Source organism: Parachryseolinea silvisoli (genome assembly GCF_021190955.1).
Classification (GTDB): Bacteria; Bacteroidota; Bacteroidia; order Cytophagales; family Cyclobacteriaceae; genus Ohtaekwangia; species Ohtaekwangia silvisoli.
In genome coordinates, this window is record NZ_JAIOAO010000002.1 from 678,287 (window position 1) to 703,503 (window position 25,217).

Genomic DNA, 25,217 nt, shown 5'->3' on the forward strand with positions numbered 1-25,217 from the left:
TCGATTTGTGACAGAAAAGAAAAAGATTTTTTTATGAGCGCCCTTTCCTGCTGATCAATAGAACGCCAACAAGTATCAACATAGTTCCTACGATCTGCGCGGCATAGACAGGCTCCTGCAAAAAGATGTACGCTTGCAAAATGGTTGAGACGGGCCCGACACTTCCGACAATAGCGGCATTGTCCGACCCCATTCTCTTAATCCCCTCTGCAACCAAATAAGAGGGAATAACGGTTGAGAGAATGGCCATGATAAAGCTGTACAGGTAAATTTCTCCCGATAAATGAAATAGCGACCGATCGCTGGCCAGAAAGAAATGCAGCAACACCGCGGCGGCGGCAAAGGTCATAGCATAACTATTGAATTTTCCGGCGCCCACGATGGGGATCAACCGGCCACTACCCACGATGTATAACGCGTATGTAATGGCGCAAAGGAAAATAAGCCAAACGCCCAGGTAAAAATGTTCATCTGGCGTTTCGCTCCAATTCACTTCGCTCCAAAAGGCGAGGAGTAACCCTGCGTAGGTAATCAACAGTGCAAGCCACTGATAACCGCCGATCTTCTGCTTAAAAAAGCAGGCAGACATGAGTACCACCAGGGTAGGATAGATGAAGAGAATAAGCCGCTCCATCCCCGCTGAGATATATTGCAACCCCAGAAAATCCAGCAGACTACTAATATAATAACCCAGAATGCCAACGACGGCTACAGCCGCCCATTGTTTGCCCGTAAATTTTACATTCCCACTTTTGGAAGATGTCAGTGCGGCCGAAAACAAAAAGAAAGGCAACGAGAAAAGCATGCGTAGCGCGAGTAAGGTAATGGCGTCGACATCCGTCTCGCGATACGCCAGCTTTACGACGATCGCTTTCGTAGAAAAGCAAATCGCGCCAGCCAGGCCGATAATAACACCGCCAAGGAAATACCCGGGTGAAGGTTTTTTAGAAAGAAGGGGAGATCCTAACAAGGCCTAGTTTGTAAAGAGCTGACAATCAGATGCAAATATACTTCTCAGCGTCAGAAAAAATAATGTGGAGCAAAGGGAGCCGCCAACTTTCCCTTTATTTGCAGCGTGAAAGTTCTGATTCTCCACCAGCATTTCAACACACCTCAACACGGGGGAGCTTTGCGCTCCTATTATCTAGCCCAGGCGTTGGTGGCGGCCGGTATTCAAACCGTTGTCATCACCGGACACAGCAAGTCAGTAGAGGAGATCAAAACGATAGAGGGTGTTACTGTCCACTATGTACGCAATCCATACGAAAACCGCTTTGGTTTTTATAAAAGGGGTGTTTCGTTTGCCCGCTACATTCTTCAATCCGTGCGTGCAGCCCGTCATTACCGCGACGCCGACATCTGTTATGCTATTTCCACACCACTCACCATCGGCCTGGCAGCAAAATGGATCCAGCGGCGGTATGGCATTCCCTATATATTTGAAGTTGGCGATCTATGGCCCGATGCACCTATTCAATTAGGCGCTATTAAAAGCCCTCTTTTTAAAAAGGCCCTCTATAGACTGGAAAAGGACATTTACAATCATGCAAAATCAATCGTAGCACTTTCAGCACCCATTGCCTCTGCCATTCAAAAACGTGCCCCGGGGAAGTCTGTTCATGTTATTCCCAACATGTCCGATACGGAGTTCTTTACCCCTGAATCGAAAAACCCTGTTTTAGAAGTGAAATTTGATGTTTGTGGGAAATTGGTAATATCCTATATCGGCGCGCTGGGTATTGCTAACGGATTGGATCAGTTTCTGGAATGTGTACGTGTGAGCGAAAAAGTGGCATTACCCGTTCATTTTATCCTATGTGGTGACGGCGCAAAGCTTGACCATTTGCGCGAAACTGCGAAACACCTGGCACTAAAGACACTTACATTTGTCAATTTTCAAGATCGAGAAGGCGTACGCGAGGTTTTGAATGTTACGGACGCGGTGTTTATATCGTATAAAACGGCTCCCATATTAGAAACGGGCTCGCCCAACAAATACTTCGACGGCCTGGCAGCCGGTAAACTTGTCATCGTAAATTTTGGCGGGTGGATAAAAAGTGAGATAGAGCAACGTCAATGCGGTTTTTATGTAGACCAACAGCGGCCTGACAGCTTTGTGGAAAACATACAGCCCTACCTAAAAAACCGCGAACTTTTAAAGCAGGCGCAGAAATCAGCCCGGACACTCGCGGAAGAACGCTATTCACGCGAGCGACTATCAAAGCAGTTTGCAAAGATCTTTACTTAATAGGTGCATTGGCTTCTTTTGCCATGACGTTATAAACCATCTTGTCGGCAAAAGAAGGCAGCCATTTATTAAAAAAAACCGCCAGCTTGCCCTGGGTAGTAAGAATTAACGTGCGTTTGCGACGTATGGTGGCATTGTAAATATGAAGGGCACATTCTTCTGCCGACATCATTTTTTCCTCGGCGCGTGGCGACTCGCCTTGCGCGCTGCCGTCTTTGGCAAGTGCACGCTTCCGAATGTTAGAAGCTGTAAAGCCTGGGCATGCTGTCAGCACATGAACCCCGCTTTTCAATAATTCTGTCCGTAGAACTTCTAAAAAGCCATTTAATGCAAACTTCGAAGCAGAATATCCTGTTCGGCCGGGTAAGCCACGGAAACCGGCAATAGACGAAATACCCACAACAGATCCATTATTTCTGGTGATTTCGGGCAGGCAATAACGTGTGGCATACAATACGCCATAAAAATTAATGTCCATTACCTTCTTCACAACTTCCAGGTCTACTTCTGAAAAGAGCGCCCGCATAGAAATACCGGCGTTGTTGATCAATACATCAATGGTTCCATAGAGCTTAATAGCCTCTTCAGCCATACGGCGATTGTCATCTTCCTTACTGACGTCGGCTTGAAAACCGGCGATAGTAATGCCTTGGTTTTTCAACTCGTCGACGGTTGCCTGCAGCTCGGGTAACTGACGGCCAGTGATTAAAATACGGGAGCCTTCGCGTCCAAATTTCTCCGCCAGGGCCTTGCCGATGCCGGAAGAACCCCCGGTGATGATGACGACCTTGTCTTTCATGGAATGGGAATTGTTAAACAGACACCAACAGCTAGTAAGCTTGTTATCAGCTAGATGGGCATCTGAGGGCCCAAAAATAGCAATACTTGCGTAACTTGCCCCATATTGTTTTGCTGAGATGCTTTTTGTACGACTACTATCATCGCTTCCGTTTTGGGTGCTTTACGCGTTCTCTGATTTTTTGTTTGTGGTGAGCTACTACCTGGTACGCTACCGCCGAAAAATGGTATGGAAGAACCTAAAAAACTCTTTTCCAGAAAAATCAGCGAAGGAGCTGCAAAAGATTGAAAAGCAATTCTATCGCAATTTATGCGATTACGCGTTGGAAATGCTGAAATTGCTTACCATTAGTCGCGAAGAGCTAGCCAAACGCATGCGTTATACTGATACTGCTGCCGCCGAAAAATTTAAAGCGCAGAATCAATCCGTTTTTATACTCGCATCACATCATTTTAATTGGGAGTGGCTCCTTGTGGCATCAAGCTTTAGCTATCCGTTTCAGTCGGATTTCATTTACCAGCCGCAACACAGCAAGTTTTTTAACCGATTTTCACTGCTTTCCCGCACTCGTTTTGGGGCATTTCCCATAAAACGCGACGAGGTCGCACGGGTATCTGTTAAACGAAAGGATATTCTTCGCGGCATAGCGATCGTGGCGGACCAGTATCCAGGGTATAAAAAGGATAAAAAGTACAGTTTGGAGTTTTTAAACCAGGAAACGCTTTTTTTTTACGGTGCTAATCAGTTGGCCGTGCTGATGCAGTTTCCGGTTCTTTTCGCTGAAATACACAAAATTAAACGCGGCTACTACGAGGTCAAGCTTGTAGAAATAGCGGCGCCACCTTATGAAAAGAATAGCCACGTTGTCGTAGAGCAATACGCAAAAGCTGTTGAAAAGCTAATCCGCCAGGATCCCACCACCTGGCTATGGTCGCATAACCGCTGGAAAAAGCGGCATTTGCATCAGGATACGGTGATTGTTAAAGGTTCTACTACTGGTGACAGCTAACTGTGATCTTCCTCGCCAGTCTGAAGACTGGCGCCAAGGGTAGTCACAAGAGACGCGCTTCGCGCTAACTCTTGCGCCAGCAACCTTTGCACTCGGTTTACATATCTATACCAGCATTTGCATTATGTCATCCTTCGAAAGCTGCTTCATGAAGCTTTCTTCCGTGGTAATAAGCTCAGTCGTAAGCTTCAACTTCCGCTGCTGAAGCATCAGGATTTTTTCCTCTACTGTATTGCGTGTGATGAACTTATAGGTGAAAACCTTCTTTTTCTGCCCGATGCGGTGGGCGCGGTCTACGGCTTGAGCCTCTACCGCGGGGTTCCACCAGGGATCGAGAATAAATACATAATCAGCCTCCGTCAGGTTCAGGCCTAGACCACCTGCTTTAATAGAGATGAGAAATACCTTCAGGTTAGTGTCTTTGTTGAAACGCTCCACCTGTTCCTTCCGGTCGGTACTAGAGCCATCCAGATAGGCAAAGTCTATTTTTCGGCTTTTGAGATAGCTTCTGACTAATTCGAGGTGTTTCACAAACTGGCTAAACACAAGAATTTTGTGACCATCGCCCATAGCATTTTCCAGCATGTGCGTAATATCTTCGTGTTTGCCGGAATCGCCCGCATAGCCCTGATCGACCATTTTCGGGTGGTTGGCAAGCTGCCGTAGTTTGGTTAGACCCTCCAGGATCATAAAACGGCTGTTTCCGAGACCTTCCGTTTCGATCAATTTAAAGATCTTTTCGCGGTACACTGACTTGACCTCTTCGTAGCGCTTTTCCTGCTCGGGTGTCATCGTTGAATACTGCACGTTTTCCACCTTTTCGGGAAGTTCCGTCGCCACTTGCGATTTGTGGCGGCGTAAAATGAATGGCTTGATGATAGCGTGCAGCTTTTTGGAGCGGGTTTCGTCATTCCGCTTCTCAATCGGATTTTGGTATTCGTTGCGGAAATACGTCTGAGCGCCTAAAATACCTGGATTGATAAACGACATCTGCGACCAGAGATCCAGCGTCGTGTTTTCAATAGGCGTACCTGTTAAAACCAGTTTATGACGGGATTTGAGCTCACGAACCGCTTTGGAGATGTTGGAAGTCGGGTTTTTAATAACCTGTGACTCGTCGAGTATTGTATAATTAAAATAGAATTGCTGAAGAAGATCGACGTCCAAACGGGTAATGCCGTATGAAGTTAACACCAGGTCGTAGCTCTCAAACCGCCGGATGTCTTTATTGCGCAGTGTGCCTGTATAGTTCAAGATACGCAGGTCGGGTGTGAATTTGTTGGCCTCCATTTCCCAGTTGTAGATCAGCGACGTAGGCATAATCAGCAACGAAGTGCCAGAACCCGCTTCTTTCTCCGCGAGTAGCATTGTAAGCGTCTGCACGGTTTTACCCAAACCCATGTCATCGGCCAAACAGCCGCCCAGATTGTATTCTTGTAGAAAACGCAGCCAATTGTAGCCGGCCCGCTGATAGGGACGAAGCTCACCTTTAAAGCCCGCGGGCAGCGGATAATTCTTAATGCCACTAAAATGGCTCATAGAGCGCAGTTTTTCGCTCAAATGAACTTTTGCCAGGTTGCCTTCTTCCAGCTCCTTTATCAGATTCAAGTGATGTTTGCGCAGCACGGGCTTTTCATGATCGCCCTCCGTTTCGCTCAACGAGAACAGGTCGGCATATTTTGTCAGCCAGGCCTCTGGAATAATGGCGATTTCACCATTGGGAAGCTTAAACTCCACTTTCCGCCGCATAATGAGCCGGCGCAAATCCTTAAAGGGTACTTCAAACTCGCCAAAACGGATTTTGGCGTGAATATCAAACCAATCGATGTTTTCTTTAACCTCCACCTCAATCACCGCCTTGCCGACAAAGTATTTTTTGTCGCGACTTTCGGGCTGGCTTACTTCAAAGCCCAAATTGAGGAGGTTCACACGGTTTTCATTCAACCATGAAAATGCTTCCGATTTGGGAACTGCCACCCGGAAACCTTTCATCGGCAATCCCAGCTTTTGCAACGTGTGGAGGAAATTCTTTTCCAGGTCTGCATGGCGAGCTACCCGGTGGAAGATATAGCCCTCGCCTTGTCTTTCGAGGCTTACGCTTACAGGACCAATATTGTCACCGCGGAAGCGATGCTTGCCATATTTAAAGGAAAGATCGAATACAATCTTACCACTTTCGTCACTCGTGTCGTCAGTCTGCGCACCGCCTTCAAAAAGCGAAGGTGCCGATGCCATTTGCGTCGTGTGAAGCTCCGACAGCGTCAGCACCGGATGTGGATCGTAGGTTGTCTTGTTGATTTCAAAACCGCTAGCATCAACATCGTCAAACGACGCGATGAGGGGTGCTACGAAACGGTTGTAATATGTCTCCTCCACATTGCGTGGAATCACCACGAATTTCTTCGAAAAGAAAGGGATCAACTTTTTGCCGTCGACATGTTTCTCAAAGCCGTAGAGGTTGCCATTCAACACCATCCATGCCGGATTCTTACACACCAGGTAAGCAGACGGATCCGGCAGGTCCAACTTCTTACTCTGGAAATATAGAGTAGGGTAATAATTGGTCTGATCGTCGGTACGCATGAAGTGGAACTGAATCGTAGCGCGCTTTTCAAGCACGTCAATTCGTTTCCACGTGGGCTCGCCATCGTTCCCCATTTCGAAGAGCTGTTTGCCCTTCATCTTTTCGAGGATCTTCGCGCGACGTTTCTCCAGGTAGTCTTCGATCTGGTCCTGGATCATTTCGTTGCCCTTCGCCTTATCGTAGGTCTTGGCAAAGAATTCCTCCGGCTTCATAAATTTGGCGGAGAACTTCTTGACAATCGTCTCCTGCTGCATCGAGTCCATTAACTCGATCAGCTCGAAGTCGCGATCGTCAAGTCCTTTCGAAAACTCGCGCGCGTTCTTAGACGAAATGTTCTGGTGTTGATACGTAAGTTTACCCTTGTCATCCAAATGCACGATATACGACTCGAAAATATAGCCGAGGTATTCGTGTTGGTACAACGAATAGATAATTTGAAATGGTTGTGAAGCAGAAACTTTCATCACAAAAACGGTTTTTTGATGAAAACAGAATCCGCAATGTAGACATTAGACCGGAAAATAGCGAACATTCCGGGATTAGAATTGGATGAGAAAATCAGCAAATTTAGTGTAGAAATTACGTCCTATAATTGCTGCGGCGAGCCAAAGCGCGCGGCCAGAATAGCCGGGCGATACGAGATGATAATTGTCAGTACCGACATCACGGCCAACGTCGCCGCAAAGTCCGTCCAGTCCATTTTTACGGGATAGCCCTGTGTAATCGAGGTTTCCATACCCATCGAAACCATCCCAAAGTATTGTTGCAGCCAGCAGATAGCCCCACCAATCACGAGACCCGACAGGGCTCCTATAAAGGCAATTAAGGCGCCTTCCGCCAGGAAAATATTACGGATAAGATGTTGATTGCCGCCCATGGCTGCGAGAATGGAGATGTCTTTTTTCTTGTCCAGGGCCAGCATCATGAGGCTGAAAAAGATATTGATAGACCCCACGCCCAACAGCAGTGAGAACGCCAGAAAGGTAAATAGCTTCTCAAACTTCAGCAGACTATAGAGGTCCTTATGCTGCTCCTCCTGGTTCAGCACGCGGAATGATTCACCCAACACATTTGCCAGCCCGAGCTTTACCTTTTGTATATCGCTGCCGGCAATTGTCTTGATCTCGAGCGAGGTGCGTTTGTCGCCATAGCTCAACAGCTCTTGTGCAAAATCTAGTGGCACAAGCATATAGCTCTCGTCGATGTTCTGAATGATCGAGAATACACCCCCGGGCAAAATATTCAAACGAGCATACATACGGGAAGGATCGGTTGTACCGCCTTTCACATTTTTGATGTAATAAACCTGAATTGGAAAAGCCGTATTGCCGGCGTCAACGGTCAGGGTATTTGCAATGCCCTGGCCCAACATGGCATAGGGTATGTGGCGCTCTTTTAACCGGAGCTTGCCTTGTGTGATGTTTTCGGGGGGAATGCGGCCATGCTCAATAAAGTTTTCGCTTACGCCTTTCAGTGTTACGATCTGGTTGGCGTCGTGATACCGCACATACGCATAATCTTCAATCACTTCGGTTACAACTTTTACGCCTGGCACGGCAGCGACCTTTTTCAGCACCGCAGGGGTAGCGTGAAAAGATTTGCCCTGGGTGGCTTCGATTTTGATTTCGGGGTCGAACGAATTGTTAAGAGAACGCAACAGGTCTTCCAGTCCGTTGAACACCGAAAGCACAATCACCAGCGCCGCGGTAATAAAGGCCACGCCGACCATCGACAACATCGAAATGACATTGATGAAGTTCTTTTTACGCTTCGAAAGCAGGTAACGCCGGGCGATAAAAAAGGGCAGATTCAACGGGCGGGGGCTTAGCGGTTAAGGTTTGTCAGCAGGCGGGATGTTGAGGCTCTTGATCAGGTCATCCATCTTTTGCGCATTTTCCTCGACCTCGTCAAGGTAGAAGATCAGCTCTGGAATGACGCGCACCTGTTTGCCGATACGGTCACCCAGCGCCTTGCGGATCTCGCTTTTATGCTTGTTGATGTTGTCCATCGTCTTTTGCTTCTCCTTGGCGAGCAGCATACTGATGTAGATCTTCGCCACACCCAGGTCGGCGCTGACGCGCACATCGGCCACAGTAATGAAGGTATTCTCCAAAATACCGCGTTTATCGCGTTGGAAAATATCGCTTAATTCCTTCTGGATAAGCTTAGAATATTTTAGTTGTCGTGTCGAGCTCATAGCATTCCCCACTTAATTTACCTGACAAAGATGAAAAAACGAGCGATTCATTTCAATCTTTACAGCCACTACCCTAATTTTCGCGTTACTTTAACAAGCCACTTTAAAAAAACGCCTTGCTTCGTTATTTCCGCATAAACGACCCTTATCGTCTGCTGGGCCTGCTCATCATTATGGCCATAGCCAGCCTGCCGCTGTTCCTAAACAGCCCCGGCATGACCTACCCGGAGTTAAAAAGCATTCTGGTAGGCGAAAAAGTTCGCGATGGCCATACGCTGTATACGGAACTGATCGACTCCACGCCGCCCCTGGCTGCCTGGTTTAACGGTGTTTTTGATTGGATGTTTGGCCGCTCTATTCTGGCCCGTCACATCCTGGCCCTGCTGATCATCTTCTCCCAGGCCGGCTACCTCGGCATGGTGTTCATTTTCAAAAAGGCTTTTTCAGAAAATACCTTTATTCCGTCGCTGATCTTCGCCATACTTTCGCTCTTTTCTTTTGACGTGATTTCCCTCAGCCCCGAGCTGTTGGGTTCCGGCTTCCTGCTGTTGGCCATGAGTAACCTCTTCAAACAGATTGAATTCCGCGAGCAGCGCGCCGGCTCTATTTTTAACCTCGGTTTTTATATCGCCATCGCCTCGCTTTTTGCCTTCTCCTTTGTGGTATACCTGCTGGCCTCAGCGGTGATCCTGGCGATTTTTACCCGCGCCACTTTCCGCAGTTACCTGCTCATGATCTTCGGCTTTTTATTGCCCCACGTATTGCTGATGAGCCTGTACTACCTCTACGACGGCATGGGCGCACTGTGGACGTATTATTATCTGCCCAACCTGGCCTTTGGCAACACGTGGTACGTGCCTGGCTCGAGCCTGTGGTTGCTGGGAGCCCTGCCGTTGGGCTTCCTCGTCTTCTCGCTCATCATGATGAACCGCGACGCCCGCTTTACTAAATACCAGTCGCAACTCGTGCAAACCATGTTCTTCTGGATGCTGTTCTCATTCCTGCAGATATTTTATTCAAAAGAGCTGCGACCCCAGAGCTTCATCACACTCATCCCAAGCTTCTGCTTTTTTATAACACACTTTCTGTTAGTGATCCGCCGCAAAAAACTGGCAGAGATTGGCATCTGGGCTTTTCTGATTACCACGGTGGCGATTCAACACTTCGCACGGCGTGGCGCCATCGCTGCCGTGCACTATGAAAACCTTTTTGTAAAAGAGAACCCATACAAGGGCGCCGTAAAAGATCATCACATCCTCTTCCTGGGCAATGACCCCGCAGTCTATGCAAACAACACCCTGGCTACTGGTTTTCTCAACTGGGAGCTGGCCCGCGAGACCTTTGAGGAGCCAGAGTTCTACGATAACGTCATACAGGTGAGCGAGCTGTTCCAGGCGGACATGCCCGAAGTAATCATCGATCCCGGTAACTTCATGCCCAAATTCTTCGACCGAGTACCCGCCCTGAAAGGCCGGTACATGCCGTCAGCCCAAGGACTCTACACCCGAATCGACAAACGTTAACCTACGACCTTTCGCTTCAACATTAGCAGCTGATCTTGCCCACGCGGTTGGCGTGCCGTCCGCCTTCAAAGGCTTCCGTCAAAAATTTATTGGTGATCTTTTCCGCCAGGTCCAATGAGATGAACCGGGCTGGAATACAGACAATGTTGGCATCGTTGTGCAGACGCGCCAGCGAGGCGAGCTCTTCTGTCCAGCAAATGGCTGCACGAATGCCCTGGTGTTTATTAGCCGTAATGGCCACACCGTTGGCACTGCCACAGACCAGCACGCCCTGGTCAAACTCCTTCTTCTCCACAGCCTCTGCCACCGGGTGGGCAAAGTCTGGGTAATCGGTCGAGGCCGTGCTATAGGTGCCGAAATCTTTCACATCATAGCCGTTCTTTTCCAGCCATTGCTTCAATTCTTCTTTATACTCGAAACCGGCATGGTCGCTTCCTATCGCTATCTTTTTCATGATGCTTGTTCTTGCTCTTCGCGTAATCGTTCTTCTTCCTCTTCTTTGAGTTTCTGTTTCTGCACGCGTGCCGAAATCAGGATACTGATCTCAAACAACAGGTACAGCGGGATCGAAATGATCGTCTGGCTCAACGGATCGGGCGGGGTGATGATCGCCGCGATGATCAGGATGATAATAACCGAGTGTCTCCGGTACCTCCGCAGAAAGGCCGGCGTCACCAGGCCTAGCTTCGAGAGGAAATAGATCACCACCGGCAATTGAAAAAGCAGACCAGCACCGAATACCAGCGACACAAAGGTCTGCACATACGAGGTGATATCAAACTCGTTGCGGATCATGTCATCTATTTTGTAGTTGACCATGATATACACCATCAACGGTGCGATGACATAATACCCGAAAGAAATACCTGCTGCGAACAACGATGACACTGCGGCTACCACGCCTGTAGAATTCCGGCGTTCCTTTATGCGCAGCCCGGGCCGGATGAAGCGCCATAGCTCCCACACGATATAAGGAAACGAGAAAATCAACCCCAGCACAAACGCAGCTACGATCGTGATCGTAAACTGCCCCGTCATGTAGCGACTTTGCAGCTCCAGCGGAATGTCTTGAATACAGAGGTCTTGTGAACTAAACTTCTGGCCAAGCTTACAGAGCATACGCCAGGTCCAGAAGTCGGACTTGGCTGGTGCCAGAATGATATTTTTAAAAATCCATTTTACCTCTACAAATGCAACGATGGTAAAAACAACAACGGCTATCAATGAGCGGATAATGTGCCAGCGGAGCTCTTCGAGATGATCGAGAAACGACATCTCCACTTCGCCACTCTCTTCTTCAATCGGATCTTGATCTAAAGGCATGGTGTATAGGTAAAATGAACCTGCCCTTCCGGGGTTGAGCCAGAAGGGCAGTAATGATTAATATAGGGGGAATTTCTCCATCAGGCGGTTAACCTTTCTCTTAACAGCTTTCTGGTGTTTACTGTCTTCGGGCTTCTGAAGCGATTCATCGATCAACTCCACCACCTTCACAACGTCTTTTTCCAGCATGCCGCGCGAGGTAATTGCCGGGGTGCCAATGCGCATACCCGATGTGATCATCGGCGACTGCGTATCAAAAGGAACCATATTTTTGTTGATGGTGATGTCGGCCTGGATCAGGGCACCTTCGGCTTGTTTGCCGTTCAGTTTCTTTGAGCGCAGATCGATCAGCATCAGGTGGTTGTCAGTGCCGCCTGAAATGATTTTGTAGCCACGGTCCAGAAACGCCTGAGCCATCGCTTTGGCGTTTTTCGAAACCTGTATGACGTACTCCATGTATTCGTCCGAAAGGGCTTCCTGGAAGGCAATGGCCTTGGCAGCGATCACATGCTCCAGCGGACCACCTTGGGTGCCCGGGAATACACCTGAATCAAGCAGGGAAGTGATCTTCCGGATTTCGCCCTTGGGTGTTGTTATGCCCCACGGATTGTCAAAGTTCTTACCAACCAGGATCATACCACCGCGAGGACCGCGGAGGGTTTTGTGGGTCGTCGTCGTCACGATGTGGCAATGCTCCATGGGGTCGGCCAACAGCCCGCGGGCAATCAGACCGGCGGGGTGTGAAATGTCGGCCAGCAGCACAGCGCCTACGGCATCGGCTGCTTCACGCAATTTTTTATAGTCCCAGTCACGGCTGTAAGCAGAGGCACCGCAAATGATCATTTTTGGTTTCTCACGCTTCGCGATTTCAATTACTTTGTCAAAGTCGATCAGGCCGGTAGCTTCTTCCACACCATAGAAGTGCGGCTCGTACAGCTTGCCTGAAAAGTTCACGGGCGAGCCATGCGTCAGGTGACCACCATGCGACAGGTCAAAACCCAGAATCTTGTCGCCGGGCTTCAAGCACGCCAGCATTACGGCAGCGTTGGCCTGTGCACCCGAGTGCGGTTGTACGTTTGCCCATTCAGCACCAAAGAGTTCCTTGGCACGGTCAATAGCCAGCTGCTCGATCTCATCCACCACTTCGCAACCACCATAATACCGCTTGCCGGGAAGGCCTTCCGCATATTTGTTCGTGAGCACGGTACCCATCGCCTTCATTACCTGTTGGGAGGTAAAGTTTTCAGAGGCGATCAGCTCGATGCCATGCTGCTGACGCAGCTTTTCTTTTTCAATGAGGTCAAAAATGACTTTGTCTCTTTTCATCGTGGATGAGGTTTTTATAAGAAGGCTCAAAAATAAAAGAGTGCACGGAAACCACATAATCCGAACCCCCTAGTTACCAGAGATTCGCCGATTAATTTAGGCTCCGTACACCGGCGGTATTTTGCCCGGATTAAGGCTGGTTCTTCTGTTGTTGCGCGACCCACTGGTCGATGCGCGATTCCAGTACGTCCAGCGGCAGACAGCCGTATTTTAAAACCTCATCGTGGAAGGCCGCTATGCTAAATCGGTTGCCCAACGCTTCCGATGCTTTTTTGCGGAGGGCTAGTATCTTAAGCTGACCGATCTTATACGACAACGCCTGGCCGGGAATGGCCATATATCGCTCAATTTCGGCAACCGCGCTCTGCTCACTGATCGGCTCGTTCTCCATCATATATTGAATAGCCTGCTCGCGTGTCCACTGCTTCGTGTGGAGGCCGACATCCACCACCAGGCGAATGGCCCGGTGTATACCATCGCCCAGGTGCCCGAAATATTGATAGGGGTCGGTATACAGGCCCAGTTCTTTGCCAAGCGACTCTGTATACAGCGCCCACCCTTCGCCGTATGCACCGTACCACAAGAACCGGCGGAAACGGGGCAGCTCCTCATTTTCCATTTGCAAGGAACTTTGGTAATGATGACCGGGAATAGCCTCGTGCAGGAAGAGGGTCTCCATACCGGTGTAGTTAAAGGTCTTGGCATCAAGAATCGGTACATAAAAGATACCCGGACGCGAACCGTCGGGTGTACCCTGGTTGTATTCGGCACTGGCCGATGCCGCGCGGAAAGCCTCGGTCTGCCGTACTTCAAACTTCGACTTCGGCACCAGGTTGAAGAGCTTCTTCAGCTGCGGCTCCATGCGCGTGTTAATTGCGCGGAATCCCGCCAATACCTCCTCCGGAGTTTTATAGGGCATGAACTTTTTGTCGTTGTTCACATAGTCAAAGAACTGTTTCAAGTCACCCTTAAAGCCTGTCTCGTTTTTGACATTTTCCATTTCCGTGCGGATGCGCTTTACTTCTTCCAAACCTGTTTGGTAAATCTCTTCGGGGGTAAGGTCGGTGGTAGTCCAATACCGAACCAGGAATTTATAGTAGTCTGCACCCTGCGTAATGCCTGAGATGCCCGCCGTCGTACGGGTATGCGGAATATACTCTTGCTGCAAAAAGTCATACAGCTTTTGATAGGAGGGTACGATCTTCTCTTGAATGGCCTGGGTGTAGGCCGCTTCCAAACGCTTCCTGTCTCCGGCGCCAACGCTGTCCGGGAAACTTTTCAGCGGCATCCAGAAGGTGCTTTTAGTCACATCTTTTACCACCATGTCTTTCGCCTGCGGCAGCACCCGCTCCATCAGGATTTTGGGAAAGGTATGTCCTGTCGCCAGGCCCTTGCGCATGTTTACGATGGCCGTGTCCATCCATACAGCAAAGCCGTCGATACGGTGCAGGAAATTGTCGTAGTCTTTTACTGTCTTGAAAGGTTGCGCCCCCTGGCCACTGCCAAGCTGCGGCATTGTTAACGTCATGCCCCAGAATTGTTGCACGGGCATATAGTGCTCAGGGAACTTGAGTCGATCGAGGCTGATCTGCATTTCGCGCAGGAAGACGTCATAGCTCACTTGCTCCTGCTCTGAGAGCCTGGTGCGATCGAAAGCCCGGATGCCCGAATCGTATCGGCTATAGAACGCCTGAAGGGTATCGCGAAAGGCCTTGCTGATGTCGTTTGGCAGCAGATCGTTATACCGGTTGTCGCCGGCCTGTGTGGCTTCCAGCGGATAAAGCGGTAAGCGCTCTTCGTAGTACTGTTCCAGGAAATCATGGAGAGACTTTGCAGGCATCATGACTTCTTTTTTTGGTTCATGCGAACATGCCGCCAGCGCTACGGCCAGGGTGAGGAGAGAAAAATATTTCATGTATGTAAACGATGTTTCTAAAACACTACCACGAGCCGCTGGAACCGCCGCCCCCAAAGCTGCCGCCGCCGCCCGAGAAACCGCCCCCAAAGGAGCTGCTACTGCTGCCGCCAGACCGTCCGCTGGACCAGCTCCCTCCCGACCATCCACCGCCATTCCGGCGGCTACTGCTTTTCGCCTTCCCGGCCATTTGTTTTCCCCACGCCGTCTTGCCGGCAATGAGCCTGGCTATCGGAAAGCAAACTAAATATAAGCCAAGCAAAATCAATCCCCCGCTAGTGTTGAGAATGAACATCGGAAAGGTAGCGTAGAATGGTATGAGGAATGCATAGAGAAACCAACCGCTGCCACCCGGCACAAAAACACCGAGTACGGTAAAGATGCCAAGGATGGTAAAGACAAATACACCCATGAACAGACGCTCTTTCCAGGACAGGCCCGACTGTAAACTATCGTCGTCGTCATCGGCCTGATATTCATTCCGGATGGCTTTTATAATCGCCTGCACGGCAGCCGTAACACCTTCCTCATACTGTTGCTCACGAAAATGTGGTGCCATCTCGTTGCGAATAATACGGCTGCAGATGGCATCGGTCAGGACACCTTCTAATCCTTGTCCTACTTCGATGCGCATCTTGCGGTCATCCAACGCAATCAATAGTAACACGCCGTTGTCGCGATTTTTTTGCCCGAGCTTCCATGTGTCGTGTGCGACACGTATAGAATAACCTTCCAGGTCTTCACCTTCCAGGGAAGGAATGATCAGCACGGCAATTTGATTGGTGGTAGAATCTTCATGTTCTTTCAAGATAACTTCCAGGCGGTCGATCGTCGCTTGTGACAACACGTGTGCTTCGTCGTGCACACGGTGGCCCCACAGGTCGGGTATCGCGCGCTGTTGCGCAGCGGCACCCATGACCACTGAGAGAAGTATCAGGAAAAGAAAAAGCGTCTTTCTCATTGTTGCTATTGCATCATTACCAGGAATCACTCGATCCACCGCCACCGAAGTCGCCGCCACCGCCAAAGTCAGATCCGCCACCCGAACCCCACGAACCCGAGCTGGAGCCAAAGCCGCCGCCACCACCCACTGGAAACCAGCCACCGCCCGAAGACCAGCCGGTACCACCCCCCCCGCCCCGCCGGCGTGAGAGGAAAATGATCACAGCAATGATAATGATAATCGTAAGGATCGAGGAGCTGTTTCGTTTGGGTCGCCTGGTACGGGGTTCATCGTTCTTGTATTCGCCCTGGATGGCTTTGATAATACCTACAACACCTGCTTTAATGCCACTGTCGAAATCGCCCTGGCGAAAGTAAGGGGAAATTTCCTGCCGGTTTATGCGGCTCGAGAGCGCGTCGGTCAGACGTCCCTCCAGCCCCGTGCCCACCTCGATGCGCACGCGCTTGTCCTGAATGGAGACCAGCAACAGCACGCCGTTGTCGTTGTTGGCTTTGCCAAGCTTCCATTCGTCATAGGCTACATGCAGCGCGTATTCTTCAATCGATTCTCCTTGCAAAGAAGGGACAATCAGCACCGCGATCTGGTTAGAGGTCGAATCGCGCTCGGCTTTCAGCATATACTCCAGCTCGGCCACGGTCTGTGCCGACAATACGCCGGCTTCGTCGTGTACCCATTGGCCATTGTGGGCCGGTATTGCCAGCTGTGCAAAGAGGACGGAAGACGTCAGAAGCAACCATGCCAACAGGCAGGTGTATAGAAAGATAGGTCGGAAACGCACGTTCACGGGGTAGGGAAAATTCATTGGTCAATGCGGAGATCGTCCCGCAGCTCATTGATATCGTCGTCAGTTTTATGGAAACCTTTCTCGAGAAGAATTTCTCCGCAGCGTTTAATGGCGGTTTCCATACCATCGACAATCTTGCCGGCGCGGATGCTGCCAATGAGCCCGGCCACGATCTTGTCCCATTGCTTCTGCTCGACCACCTTGCTGATGCCGCGGTCGGCGATGACGATCACTTCGTGTTCAAAGAAGGAAATGAAGATCATTATACCGGTGCGGTGCCGCGTGTTAAAAACCTCTTCTTCCAGGAAAACATTTTCCGCGCGCTGGCGTGTGGCGTAGTCCAGTTGTACCTGGCCCACCAGCATGCGCTTCAAACCGCCAACGTAGTTCGGCAGCAGGCCACCCAGAATACCGCCCAGTGCTACCACCACAAAAACAAAGAGGGGGTCATAGTATAGGGCATACGAGGCGTCGGCAACGATGTACCGGTCAAAAATAATCGTGATCACAAACGTAAAGGCTGCAGCCAGTAACGCGCTGCGGTAGTTGGCAAGGGTGTACTGGCCGCTCCGCTCGACAATGACGGGTACGATCTCGCCTGAGATTCTATCTTCGGCCTGTTTCACCGCTGCTTTGATGCGGTCCAGGTCCTGGTCGCTGAATTTTTGTTTCAGGGTCATGATGCGCGTGGTTTGTTTCAAAGATACGGGGAAGAGTTAACAACTGAACATGCCCCCGCAGGAAGAAAGTATTCCATTATGGATGATAATTGTCTAATTTTAGCCTCTATGGAAGGCTTTTTTGTCGATACACTTGGATTCTCCGAAGACGTTTTCAGCTACGTCTTTTTGCCCCTGATGATTTTCTGCGCCCGCATTGGCGACGTCTCAATCAATACCATTCGCATCATTTACGTATTGGGCGGCCGCCGTGTTACCGCTACGGTGCTAGGCTTTTTTGAGTCGTTCATCTGGCTGATGGCTATACGCCAGATTTTCGAGCACCTCGACAACTGGATTTGTTACATTGCCTACCCCGGAGGTTTTGCCATGGGCATCTTCGTGGGCATGATCATCGAAGAACGGATTGCCTACGGCAAAGTGATCGTGCGGATCATTACCCGCAAAGAAGTGCGCGACCTGATCGCCTACCTCAACCAGCAACACTTCCGGTATACGCGGGTGCATGCCGAAGGGCCCGATGGCGACGAAAACCTGGTATTTACCGTACTGGAGCGTGAGCGGTTGGAAGACCTGTTAGGGAAGCTCAAAGACATTCTGCCGACCGCCTTCTATACTGTAGAGAAAGTAAACCGGGCTGCCGATGGTGGCACGGTAGTACAAGAAAATACACGGTGGAGCATCGGCTCGTGGTTGAAGAGTGTAAAAGGTGACTGACGTCGCTAAACTTCGGCCATCATGCGCAGAATATCGTCAACGTACTCGCGGCCGTTCGACAGGCGGGGTACTTTGTTCTGACCCCCCAATTTGCCCCGGCTCTTCATCCAATTATAGAATGTTCCTTCTTCCACGCTGTGGAGGATGGGGGCGACCAGGGCTAAATCGTGCGCACGCTTCGCGTCGTAGTCAGAATTGATCTTGCGCAACGTTTCGTCCAATATATGGGCGAACTCGTGCAAGCTATTCGGCTTCACTTTAAACTCGATGATCCATTCGTGTCCGCCTTTTTTACCCTCTGCCAGGTATACCGGGGCAGCGGTAAAGTTGTCGATCACGGCACCAGTATGGTCACACGCGGCAGTAATCGCCGCCTCGGCATTTTCAACAATTACCTCTTCGCCAAAAGCGTTGATGAAGTGTTTCGTGCGGCCGGAGATCTTGATCCGATATGGCGACAACGACGTGAACTTGATGGTATCACCGATACTATACCGCCATAGGCCCGCATTGGTAGTAATGACCATGGCGTACTGCTTGTCGAGCACCACTTCGCTGAGCGGTATTGCGCGAGGATATTCCTTGTCGATCTCACTGACGGGAATGAACTCGTAGTATACCCCGTAGTCGAGCATGAGCAACATTTCCTCCGAGTTCTTTTGGTCTTGAATGCCAAAGAATCCTTCGCTGGCATTGTAGATCTCCCAGTAACGCATGCCCTCGAAGGGAATCAATGACTTAAACAAATTTCGGTAAGGCGTAAAGGATACAGCACCATGGAAGAATACCTCCAGGTTGGGCCATACCTCCATAATATTTTTTTTCTGTTTCAGCTCAACCACTTTCTGTATCAGAAGGATGGTCCACGTCGGCACACCGGCAATGTTGGTGACGTCGTCCATGGAGCTTTCCTGTGCGAGCTTCTCGATCTTCTCCTCCCAATTGCTCATTAACGCAGTTTCTAAACTGGGCGTGCGAATGAACTGCGCCCAGGGTGGGAGGTTGCGCATGATTACCGCCGAGACATCGCCGTAATACGATGTAGCCGAGGGATCTAATTCGTTAATGCGATGGCTCCCGCCGACGGCAAGGCCCTTGCCATCAAACAACTTCGTGTCGGGGTAGTTGTTTACATAGATCGACAGCAGGTCTTTGCCCCCTTTGAAGTGACAGTCTTCCAGCGCCTCTTGCGACACCGGAATAAACTTGCTGCGAGCATTGGTAGTCCCCGACGATTTAGAAAACCACTTAATCTCCGATGGCCACAGCAGGTTTTGTTCGCCACGCATCTGGCGCTCAATATAGGGGAAAAGCGTTTCGTAAGAATGAATGGGAACACGCTCGCGGTACTGCTCGTATGTGTGAATACTGCCGAAGTCATACCGTGAGCCAAACTCGGTTAGTCGGCCGGTTTGTAAGAGCTTTTTGAATAGCTCATCCTGTACCTCATGCGGGTACTTCATGAAAAGCTCCATTTGATGGATGCGCTTTTGCATGACCCAAGTAAGTATAGAATTGATCAGCCCCATGATAGATTACAGTAATTTCAAAAATAACGAAACTTCTCTGGAATAACGTGGGTGGACAGAGCGATCAATCGTTTTTTGGTATAGTTATTTTCGCGCGTCGCAACTCAAAGTTCTGACCGAGATAAACCTTGCGTACTTGTGGATCGTTGGCCAGCTCTTCGGCCGTACCAGACTTAAACAATCGCCCATCTACCATCAGGTAGGCGCGATCCGTAATCGACAGCGTCTCGTCTACGTTGTGGTCGGTAATAAGTATGCCGATGTTTTTACTCTTAAGCTTGGAAACGATCGTCTGAATCTCTTCCACGGCAATGGGATCGACACCTGCGAAGGGCTCATCCAGCAAAACGAACTTCGGATCTACCGCCAGTGCGCGGGCAATCTCTGTGCGCCGCCGTTCACCACCCGAAAGAGACATACCCAGGTTCTTGCGTACTTTGTGGAGGCTGAACTCGTCGATCAGCTCATCTACTTTCGCCTTGCGATCAGCCTTACTAATGTCGCGCATCTCGAGCACCGACATAATGTTCTCTTCCACTGTAAGCTTGCGGAACACCGACGCTTCCTGCGCCAGATATCCCAACCCAATGCGGGCACGTTGGTACATCGGTAGGGGAGTGATCTCCTCCTTATCCAGATAAATATGGCCCTCGTTGGGTTTGATCAGTCCTACGATCATGTAGAACGATGTGGTCTTTCCGGCACCGTTCGGTCCCAGCAACCCCACGATCTCGCCTTGTGCCACTTCTACCGACACGTCGTTTACCACCGTGCGTGTTTTATACTTCTTTACCAGGTTTTCTGCCCGCAAAATCATACATCAGAGAAATTTGATATCCTTAATTCGCAATTGAATAGACGTAGTTCCGTTGAAAGTATTTTCCTCTACCGTAAAGACCATTTTAAAAATGTCGCGTTTAGAGAGGCGGTCGTAGTGCTCGATCATGTCAAAGCCCACCACCGGAAAGACATTGTCACTGCCATCCTGGCCCGCCAGGAAGCGCACGTGCTTGTCCTTAAAGCTCGACAGTGCATTGAACACATAGACATTTTCGGCCTCAAATATCGGCCGCGGGTTTTCAGGACCAAATGGTGCCATCTGCTTCAGTACATTCAGGAACTTCGGCGAGATCACGTTAAAGCTCAACGGCATGTCGATGTCGATCATCGGCGTCAACATATCTTCGGTAATGCTGGAAGAGACAACTTCTTCAAAGCGACGCTGGAACAATTCCAGGTTCTGCACATCGAGTGTAAGACCCGCGGCATATTTGTGCCCGCCAAATTTCTCCAACAAATCACTGCACTCCAGAATGGCATTGTATAGATCAAACCCGACTACACTTCGGGCAGAGCCCGTGATCTTGTTGTTGGATTCGGTCAGGATCACCGTGGGGCGATAGTATTTTTCCACACAGCGCGCGGCAACTATGCCGATCACGCCTTTATGCCAGGTGTTCTTAAAAAGCACTGTAGACTTGGCTGTGCGCAGCGAGAGGTCGCCTTCAATCATGGCAATGGCTTCTTCGGTAATATCTGAGTCGAACTGCTTTCGCAGGTCGTTCTTGATATTTATTTTCTCGGCCAGGGCATTGGCTTCCTCTTCAGTCCTTGCCGTGAGCAGCTCTACTGCTCCACGGGCGTGCGCCACGCGACCCGCAGCGTTGATGCGAGGGCCGAGGGTAAAAATGATACCCGATACGTCGAGATCGTTTTTAATGACGGCAATATCTTTCAGTGCCTTTAAACCCGGTCCGGGATTTTCGTTCAGTTTCTTCAACCCGAAGTGCGTCAGCACGCGGTTCTCGTCTACGATCGGCACGATGTCAGAAGCGATGCTAACGGCCACCAGGTCGAGGTAATGAAACACTTCCGTCTCATCGCGATAACGTTGAGCATACGCCTGCATCAGCTTAAAGCCGATGCCACAACCACTCAGTTCTTTGAACGGATAAAAGCAATCCTTCCGCTTCGGGTCAAGCACGGCCACTGCCTTCGGAATGTTATCGTCGGGCAAATGGTGGTCGCAGATGACAAAGTCAATACCTTTTAACTTGGCGATGCTCACGAGTTCGGAGGACTTGATGCCGCAATCAAGGGCAATGATCAGGCCACATTTGCTCTGCTCGGCCCATTCAATGCCTGCCAACGACACACCATAGCCTTCGGCGTACCGGTCCGGAATATAGACTTCGCAGTTGGTGTAAAAATTCTGTAAATAATTATATACCAGCGACACGGCCGTAGTACCGTCTACGTCGTAGTCGCCATAGATCATAATGCGTTCGTTCTCTTCAATCGCTTTTCGCAGGCGGGCCACGGCGGCCTCCATGTCTTGCATCAGGAAGGGATCGTGCAGGTGACTGAGCTCGGGCCGGAAGAATTTACGGGCCGTGTCAAAGTCTTCAATGCCGCGCTGAATGAGAATAGCCGACAAACAGAAGTTTACATTGATGGCGTGCGAAAGTTGCTCGACCTGCTCCTGTGGGGGCTCGGCTCTTTTTAACCAGCGTTTATCCATCTGCCTTAATTCGATTCGAAGTTTATTTTGCCCAATCCGCCGGGGATGCCGCTGGTGCTCTCTGTCCCGGGTATGCCATCTTTGCCATTTCTGCGCGACGGACCCAGGCCCGCTGCGCCATGATAACCTGCCCTGCCCGCCCTGCCGGCGTGACCACCCTGCATCTTGAAGATAATCGCTTTACCGATCCAATCTTTGATCTCAGGCTGCCTAGCACAGCTCAGCGTCAGTATGCCACCGTCGGCACCATTGCCGCCCGCGCCGGCATTACCGCCATTCGCGCCGTTGCCGCCAATGCAGTGTACCGTACCTTGGCTACCGCTGCCACCATTGCCTCCGTTACCACCATTGCCACCATTTCCTCCGGTCAGGTCGACAATAAGCGTCCCCCGTATGGTTATTCTTTCAAGATACAGAAAAAGATTGACCCCCGGTGTGCCGGCAAGTCCGTTGGTGGCATTTCTTCCCGGTGTGCCATTGTCACACGGCCCCATGGGTGTGTTTCCCGGTTTGCCATTGCGCCCTGATTTTCCATCAATGCCCCGCCCGTCAATTGTACAGTATTTTCCAAACACGGCCACCTTGACGCGGATATAGTTTTCTCGCTTCAGCTTGTTCAGGACGAGAACGGACGAATCCATCATGATAAGTGTATCCGCCACGACAATGTCCGATTGTAGGACCTCATACCTCTCCTTGGCACTGATGCGCAAGGTGCCCACACGAATCTGAGCTCGGCTTACTGTGGCGGTTATTGCACACAAAACAAAACTCAGGATTCCGGCACGACGCATAGTGGCGCAAAAATAGGGATGCAAAGGTGTTGTTGGAATTTTTAGTGCGAGTACAGTTACACTCTAAGTAAACGAAGTAAATAAATAAAAAAAGCAGTGCCAACCTAGGCACTGCTCTCCTATTGCTGAACGTTTGCGAAACTATTTTGTGCTGGCGGCCTTGTCGTTGATAACGCCTTCCAGTACATCTTTAATCTCCACGCGTTGGCCGTCACGGTACGGCACAATCCACGCATCTTTTACGCCCATGTCGCGCATATATTTCTTAAAGGTGTCGGCTTCCCAATAGTCGCGGAAAATGCCGATCGTGATCTTTTGCGGTTCGCCATCGCGGGCTTCGCCACCAAAGTTGGGGTTATTGTCAAAGTATTTCGCCAGGTCCTTGTTCTTGAAAGCACCAACCTGCACTTTAAAGACGACGCCCTTCGAAAAGTCCATCGGGTTCACCACCGGCGATTCCTTCAATTGCGCCAACTCGGCTTTGGTAGCCGTAAGCTGTCCGCGCATCTGCTGAAGCTCATTTTCCAGTTCAGCGATCTTGGCGTCCTTATCGCTGATGCTGGATTGCATCTGCGTTACTTTTGTATTCAGGGACGAAACTTGCTCGTCGGCGGTAGCTTTATCTTCGGTGAGCTGTTTCAGGTTTGCCGGGTTCTTGGCAAACTCTTTGGCCTTCTTCTTCCACTCTTTCTTTTCTTTCTTCGAGAGCTGCGCAGAGGCGGTCTGTGTCGAGACTGCTACACATATCAGGCAGAGTAGTAGTACAATTACTTTTTTCATTCTCGGATTGGTTAAAATCACATTAAAGGTACAAATAATTGTGAATAATTGTATATCAGTCGAGGCTGCCCACCATTTTCTCAGGGCGCACCCACTCGTCAAACTGCGCTGACGTGAGGAGGCCAAGCTCTACCGCGGCTTCGCGCAATGTCTTGTTTTCCTTGTGCGCCTTCTTGGCAATCTTCGCGGCGTTTTCATAGCCGATGTGTGTATTGAGCGACGTCACCAGCATCAGCGAGTTTTCGAGGTGTTGCTTGATCACTGGCTCGTTCGGTACAATACCTGCCGCACACTTGTCATTGAATGATACACAGGCATCGCCAATCAGGCGGGCGGATTGCAATACGTTGGCCGCAATCACCGGCTTAAATACGTTCAGCTCAAAATGGCCGGTAGCACCGCCGATTGATACCGCTACGTCATTACCAATCACTTGCGCGCAAACCATCGTCAGGGCTTCCGGCTGCGTCGGGTTAACCTTACCAGGCATGATCGAAGAACCGGGCTCGTTGTCGGGAATGACGATCTCACCGATACCGCTGCGGGGACCGGAGCTTAGCATACGGATATCGTTGGCGATCTTCATTAAAGATACCGCCGCACGCTTCAGCGCACCCGACAATTCCACCATCGCGTCGTGTGCCGCCAGGGCTTCAAACTTATTCGGAGCCGTCACAAACGGCAGACCGGTAAGGTCTGCAATCTTTTTGGCCACCAGTACGTCGTATCCTTTGGGTGTGTTCAACCCGGTACCTACTGCCGTACCACCCAGGGCCAGCTCACGCACCACTTCCAGTGCGTTTTTAATCGCCCGCATGCTGTTGTCGATCTGCTGTACATAGCCGGAAAACTCCTGGCCAAGCGTAAGCGGAGTGGCATCCATGAAGTGTGTACGACCGGTTTTTACAAGGGTCTTATAGGTCTCAGATTTTTTAGCCAGCGTGTCGCGCAGCTTCTTCATACCCGGCAGGGTAATATCCACCACTTGCTTATACGCCGCGATGTGCATCGCCGTGGGAAATGTATCGTTGGAAGACTGCGACTTGTTTACATCGTCGTTCGGGTGCAGTACTTTCTTCTCGTCTGTCAGTTGACCGCCGTGCAGTACATGGGCGCGGTAAGCAATCACCTCGTTCACGTTCATATTGCTTTGCGTACCTGAACCGGTTTGCCAGATCACCAGCGGAAACTCCTGGTCCAGGGCGCCTGTCAGGATCTCGTCGCATACTTTGCCGATCAGGTCGCGCTTGTCGGCGGTAAGAACACCCAGGTCGTGGTTTGCCTGCGCGGCCGCCTTCTTCAGATAGGCAAAGGCATAAATGATCTCCATCGGCATGCTGGCCTCCGGACCGATCTTAAAATTGTTGCGCGAGCGCTCAGTTTGTGCGCCCCAATATTTGTCGGCAGGAACCTGCACTTCGCCCATGGTGTCTTTTTCGATGCGATAGCTCATACATTGAATAATTTGCGGCAAAAATAGACACTGGAGCGGTGTTTTGGAACGTTAGGGGCTTCTGATTCACA

General features: G+C 50.2%; 22 protein-coding genes. 4 read left to right on the forward strand and 18 right to left on the reverse strand.

What is annotated here, in order from left to right; translation table 11 throughout:
- Positions 1 to 31: 31 nt before the first annotated feature.
- Positions 32 to 970 (reverse strand): DMT family transporter, encoded by a 939-nt coding sequence (locus tag K7P01_RS12665; protein WP_267293473.1) that lies wholly within the window; start codon positions 968 to 970, stop codon positions 32 to 34.
- A gap of 159 nt (positions 971 to 1,129) precedes the next feature.
- Between K7P01_RS12665 and K7P01_RS12670 the strand changes: the two genes are divergently transcribed.
- Complete coding sequence (locus K7P01_RS12670) at positions 1,130 to 2,248, forward strand: glycosyltransferase family 4 protein (RefSeq protein ID WP_267293475.1); 1,119 nt, start codon at positions 1,130 to 1,132, stop codon at positions 2,246 to 2,248.
- Here the strand turns inward: K7P01_RS12670 and K7P01_RS12675 are convergent.
- Positions 2,241 to 3,047: an SDR family oxidoreductase gene (locus tag K7P01_RS12675; RefSeq protein WP_267293476.1), complete on the reverse strand. Its 807-nt coding sequence runs from the start codon at positions 3,045 to 3,047 to the stop codon at positions 2,241 to 2,243. The two genes, K7P01_RS12670 and K7P01_RS12675, sit on opposite strands and share 8 nt — an antisense overlap.
- Before the next feature lie 118 nt (positions 3,048 to 3,165).
- Between K7P01_RS12675 and K7P01_RS12680 the strand changes: the two genes are divergently transcribed.
- The gene (locus K7P01_RS12680; RefSeq protein WP_267293478.1) at positions 3,166 to 4,056 is read left to right on the forward strand and encodes a lysophospholipid acyltransferase family protein; all 891 of its coding nucleotides are present in this window, start codon (positions 3,166 to 3,168) and stop codon (positions 4,054 to 4,056) included.
- A gap of 105 nt (positions 4,057 to 4,161) precedes the next feature.
- Here K7P01_RS12680 and K7P01_RS12685 read toward each other — a convergent pair whose 3' ends face one another.
- From K7P01_RS12685 to rbfA, 3 genes are all read right to left on the reverse strand, one after another.
- Positions 4,162 to 7,104, reverse strand: coding sequence for a DEAD/DEAH box helicase (locus K7P01_RS12685; RefSeq protein WP_267293480.1), 2,943 nt, complete (start codon positions 7,102 to 7,104; stop codon positions 4,162 to 4,164).
- A 122-nt stretch (positions 7,105 to 7,226) separates the two neighbouring features.
- Positions 7,227 to 8,453 (reverse strand): ABC transporter permease, encoded by a 1,227-nt coding sequence (locus K7P01_RS12690; protein ID WP_267293482.1) that lies wholly within the window; start codon positions 8,451 to 8,453, stop codon positions 7,227 to 7,229.
- A gap of 18 nt (positions 8,454 to 8,471) precedes the next feature.
- Positions 8,472 to 8,837: a 30S ribosome-binding factor RbfA gene (gene rbfA, locus K7P01_RS12695; RefSeq protein ID WP_267293484.1), complete on the reverse strand. Its 366-nt coding sequence runs from the start codon at positions 8,835 to 8,837 to the stop codon at positions 8,472 to 8,474.
- Between the two features lie 116 nt (positions 8,838 to 8,953).
- Here rbfA and K7P01_RS12700 point away from each other — a divergent pair, with 116 nt between their 5' ends.
- The gene (locus K7P01_RS12700; protein ID WP_267293486.1) at positions 8,954 to 10,360 is read left to right on the forward strand and encodes a glycosyltransferase family 39 protein; all 1,407 of its coding nucleotides are present in this window, start codon (positions 8,954 to 8,956) and stop codon (positions 10,358 to 10,360) included.
- A gap of 22 nt (positions 10,361 to 10,382) precedes the next feature.
- Here K7P01_RS12700 and rpiB read toward each other — a convergent pair whose 3' ends face one another.
- The 7 genes from rpiB to K7P01_RS12735 all read right to left on the reverse strand — a co-directional run bounded on the left by rpiB (position 10,383) and on the right by K7P01_RS12735 (position 17,352).
- Positions 10,383 to 10,817, reverse strand: a complete 435-nt coding sequence (rpiB, locus tag K7P01_RS12705) for a ribose 5-phosphate isomerase B (protein WP_267295336.1) — start codon at positions 10,815 to 10,817, stop codon at positions 10,383 to 10,385.
- The gene (tatC, locus tag K7P01_RS12710) at positions 10,811 to 11,683 is read right to left on the reverse strand and encodes a twin-arginine translocase subunit TatC (protein WP_267293488.1); all 873 of its coding nucleotides are present in this window, start codon (positions 11,681 to 11,683) and stop codon (positions 10,811 to 10,813) included. Before tatC ends, rpiB begins: the two co-directional genes overlap by 7 nt.
- A gap of 57 nt (positions 11,684 to 11,740) precedes the next feature.
- Entirely contained in the window at positions 11,741 to 13,009 is a 1,269-nt protein-coding gene (gene glyA, locus K7P01_RS12715) for a serine hydroxymethyltransferase (RefSeq protein ID WP_267293490.1), read from the reverse strand.
- Between the two features lie 130 nt (positions 13,010 to 13,139).
- Complete coding sequence (locus K7P01_RS12720; RefSeq protein WP_267293492.1) at positions 13,140 to 14,924, reverse strand: DUF885 domain-containing protein; 1,785 nt, start codon at positions 14,922 to 14,924, stop codon at positions 13,140 to 13,142.
- A gap of 25 nt (positions 14,925 to 14,949) precedes the next feature.
- Positions 14,950 to 15,885, reverse strand: a complete 936-nt coding sequence (locus K7P01_RS12725) for a TPM domain-containing protein (protein WP_267293494.1) — start codon at positions 15,883 to 15,885, stop codon at positions 14,950 to 14,952.
- Between the two features lie 16 nt (positions 15,886 to 15,901).
- The gene (locus K7P01_RS12730) at positions 15,902 to 16,690 is read right to left on the reverse strand and encodes a TPM domain-containing protein (RefSeq protein ID WP_267293496.1); all 789 of its coding nucleotides are present in this window, start codon (positions 16,688 to 16,690) and stop codon (positions 15,902 to 15,904) included.
- Complete coding sequence (locus K7P01_RS12735; RefSeq protein ID WP_267293498.1) at positions 16,687 to 17,352, reverse strand: TPM domain-containing protein; 666 nt, start codon at positions 17,350 to 17,352, stop codon at positions 16,687 to 16,689. The genes K7P01_RS12730 and K7P01_RS12735 overlap by 4 nt, the downstream gene beginning before the upstream one ends.
- Positions 17,353 to 17,460: 108 nt before the next feature.
- Here K7P01_RS12735 and K7P01_RS12740 point away from each other — a divergent pair, with 108 nt between their 5' ends.
- Positions 17,461 to 18,069: a DUF2179 domain-containing protein gene (locus K7P01_RS12740; protein WP_267293500.1), complete on the forward strand. Its 609-nt coding sequence runs from the start codon at positions 17,461 to 17,463 to the stop codon at positions 18,067 to 18,069.
- Between the two features lie 5 nt (positions 18,070 to 18,074).
- On the opposite strand, the gene K7P01_RS12745 is transcribed toward K7P01_RS12740, so the two are convergent.
- From K7P01_RS12745 to fumC, 6 genes are all read right to left on the reverse strand, one after another.
- A complete protein-coding gene (locus K7P01_RS12745) occupies positions 18,075 to 19,565 on the reverse strand; it encodes a GH3 auxin-responsive promoter family protein (RefSeq protein ID WP_267293502.1) in 1,491 nt (496 codons plus the stop codon).
- A gap of 97 nt (positions 19,566 to 19,662) precedes the next feature.
- Positions 19,663 to 20,415, reverse strand: coding sequence for an LPS export ABC transporter ATP-binding protein (gene lptB / locus K7P01_RS12750; protein ID WP_254082585.1), 753 nt, complete (start codon positions 20,413 to 20,415; stop codon positions 19,663 to 19,665).
- A gap of 3 nt (positions 20,416 to 20,418) precedes the next feature.
- Entirely contained in the window at positions 20,419 to 22,119 is a 1,701-nt protein-coding gene (gene recJ / locus K7P01_RS12755; protein ID WP_267293505.1) for a single-stranded-DNA-specific exonuclease RecJ, read from the reverse strand.
- 5 nt (positions 22,120 to 22,124) lie between these two features.
- Entirely contained in the window at positions 22,125 to 22,781 is a 657-nt protein-coding gene (locus K7P01_RS12760) for a hypothetical protein (RefSeq protein ID WP_267293507.1), read from the reverse strand.
- Positions 22,782 to 23,054: 273 nt separating this feature from the next.
- Positions 23,055 to 23,693: a coiled-coil domain-containing protein gene (locus tag K7P01_RS12765; protein WP_267293509.1), complete on the reverse strand. Its 639-nt coding sequence runs from the start codon at positions 23,691 to 23,693 to the stop codon at positions 23,055 to 23,057.
- A 55-nt stretch (positions 23,694 to 23,748) separates the two neighbouring features.
- The gene (fumC, locus tag K7P01_RS12770; RefSeq protein ID WP_267293511.1) at positions 23,749 to 25,146 is read right to left on the reverse strand and encodes a class II fumarate hydratase; all 1,398 of its coding nucleotides are present in this window, start codon (positions 25,144 to 25,146) and stop codon (positions 23,749 to 23,751) included.
- Between the last annotated feature and the right edge of the window lie 71 nt (positions 25,147 to 25,217).

What these genes read in the sequence shown, in the direction of transcription:
- K7P01_RS12725 (WP_267293494.1), bottom strand. Translation starts at nt 15,885, where the DNA reads ATGAGAAAGACGCTTTTTCTTTTCCTGATACTTCTCTCAGTGGTCATG.
- recJ (WP_267293505.1), bottom strand. Translation starts at nt 22,119, where the DNA reads ATGGATAAACGCTGGTTAAAAAGAGCCGAGCCCCCACAGGAGCAGGTC.
- K7P01_RS12735 (WP_267293498.1), bottom strand. Translation starts at nt 17,352, where the DNA reads ATGACCCTGAAACAAAAATTCAGCGACCAGGACCTGGACCGCATCAAA.
- K7P01_RS12765 (WP_267293509.1), bottom strand. Translation starts at nt 23,693, where the DNA reads ATGAAAAAAGTAATTGTACTACTACTCTGCCTGATATGTGTAGCAGTC.
- K7P01_RS12685 (WP_267293480.1), bottom strand. Translation starts at nt 7,104, where the DNA reads ATGAAAGTTTCTGCTTCACAACCATTTCAAATTATCTATTCGTTGTAC.
- K7P01_RS12675 (WP_267293476.1), bottom strand. Translation starts at nt 3,047, where the DNA reads ATGAAAGACAAGGTCGTCATCATCACCGGGGGTTCTTCCGGCATCGGC.
- K7P01_RS12740 (WP_267293500.1), top strand. Translation starts at nt 17,461, where the DNA reads ATGGAAGGCTTTTTTGTCGATACACTTGGATTCTCCGAAGACGTTTTC.
- K7P01_RS12730 (WP_267293496.1), bottom strand. Translation starts at nt 16,690, where the DNA reads ATGAATTTTCCCTACCCCGTGAACGTGCGTTTCCGACCTATCTTTCTA.
- K7P01_RS12680 (WP_267293478.1), top strand. Translation starts at nt 3,166, where the DNA reads ATGCTTTTTGTACGACTACTATCATCGCTTCCGTTTTGGGTGCTTTAC.
- tatC (WP_267293488.1), bottom strand. Translation starts at nt 11,683, where the DNA reads ATGCCTTTAGATCAAGATCCGATTGAAGAAGAGAGTGGCGAAGTGGAG.
- lptB (WP_254082585.1), bottom strand. Translation starts at nt 20,415, where the DNA reads ATGATTTTGCGGGCAGAAAACCTGGTAAAGAAGTATAAAACACGCACG.
- fumC (WP_267293511.1), bottom strand. Translation starts at nt 25,146, where the DNA reads ATGAGCTATCGCATCGAAAAAGACACCATGGGCGAAGTGCAGGTTCCT.
- rbfA (WP_267293484.1), bottom strand. Translation starts at nt 8,837, where the DNA reads ATGAGCTCGACACGACAACTAAAATATTCTAAGCTTATCCAGAAGGAA.
- K7P01_RS12720 (WP_267293492.1), bottom strand. Translation starts at nt 14,924, where the DNA reads ATGAAATATTTTTCTCTCCTCACCCTGGCCGTAGCGCTGGCGGCATGT.
- glyA (WP_267293490.1), bottom strand. Translation starts at nt 13,009, where the DNA reads ATGAAAAGAGACAAAGTCATTTTTGACCTCATTGAAAAAGAAAAGCTG.
- K7P01_RS12745 (WP_267293502.1), bottom strand. Translation starts at nt 19,565, where the DNA reads ATGCAAAAGCGCATCCATCAAATGGAGCTTTTCATGAAGTACCCGCAT.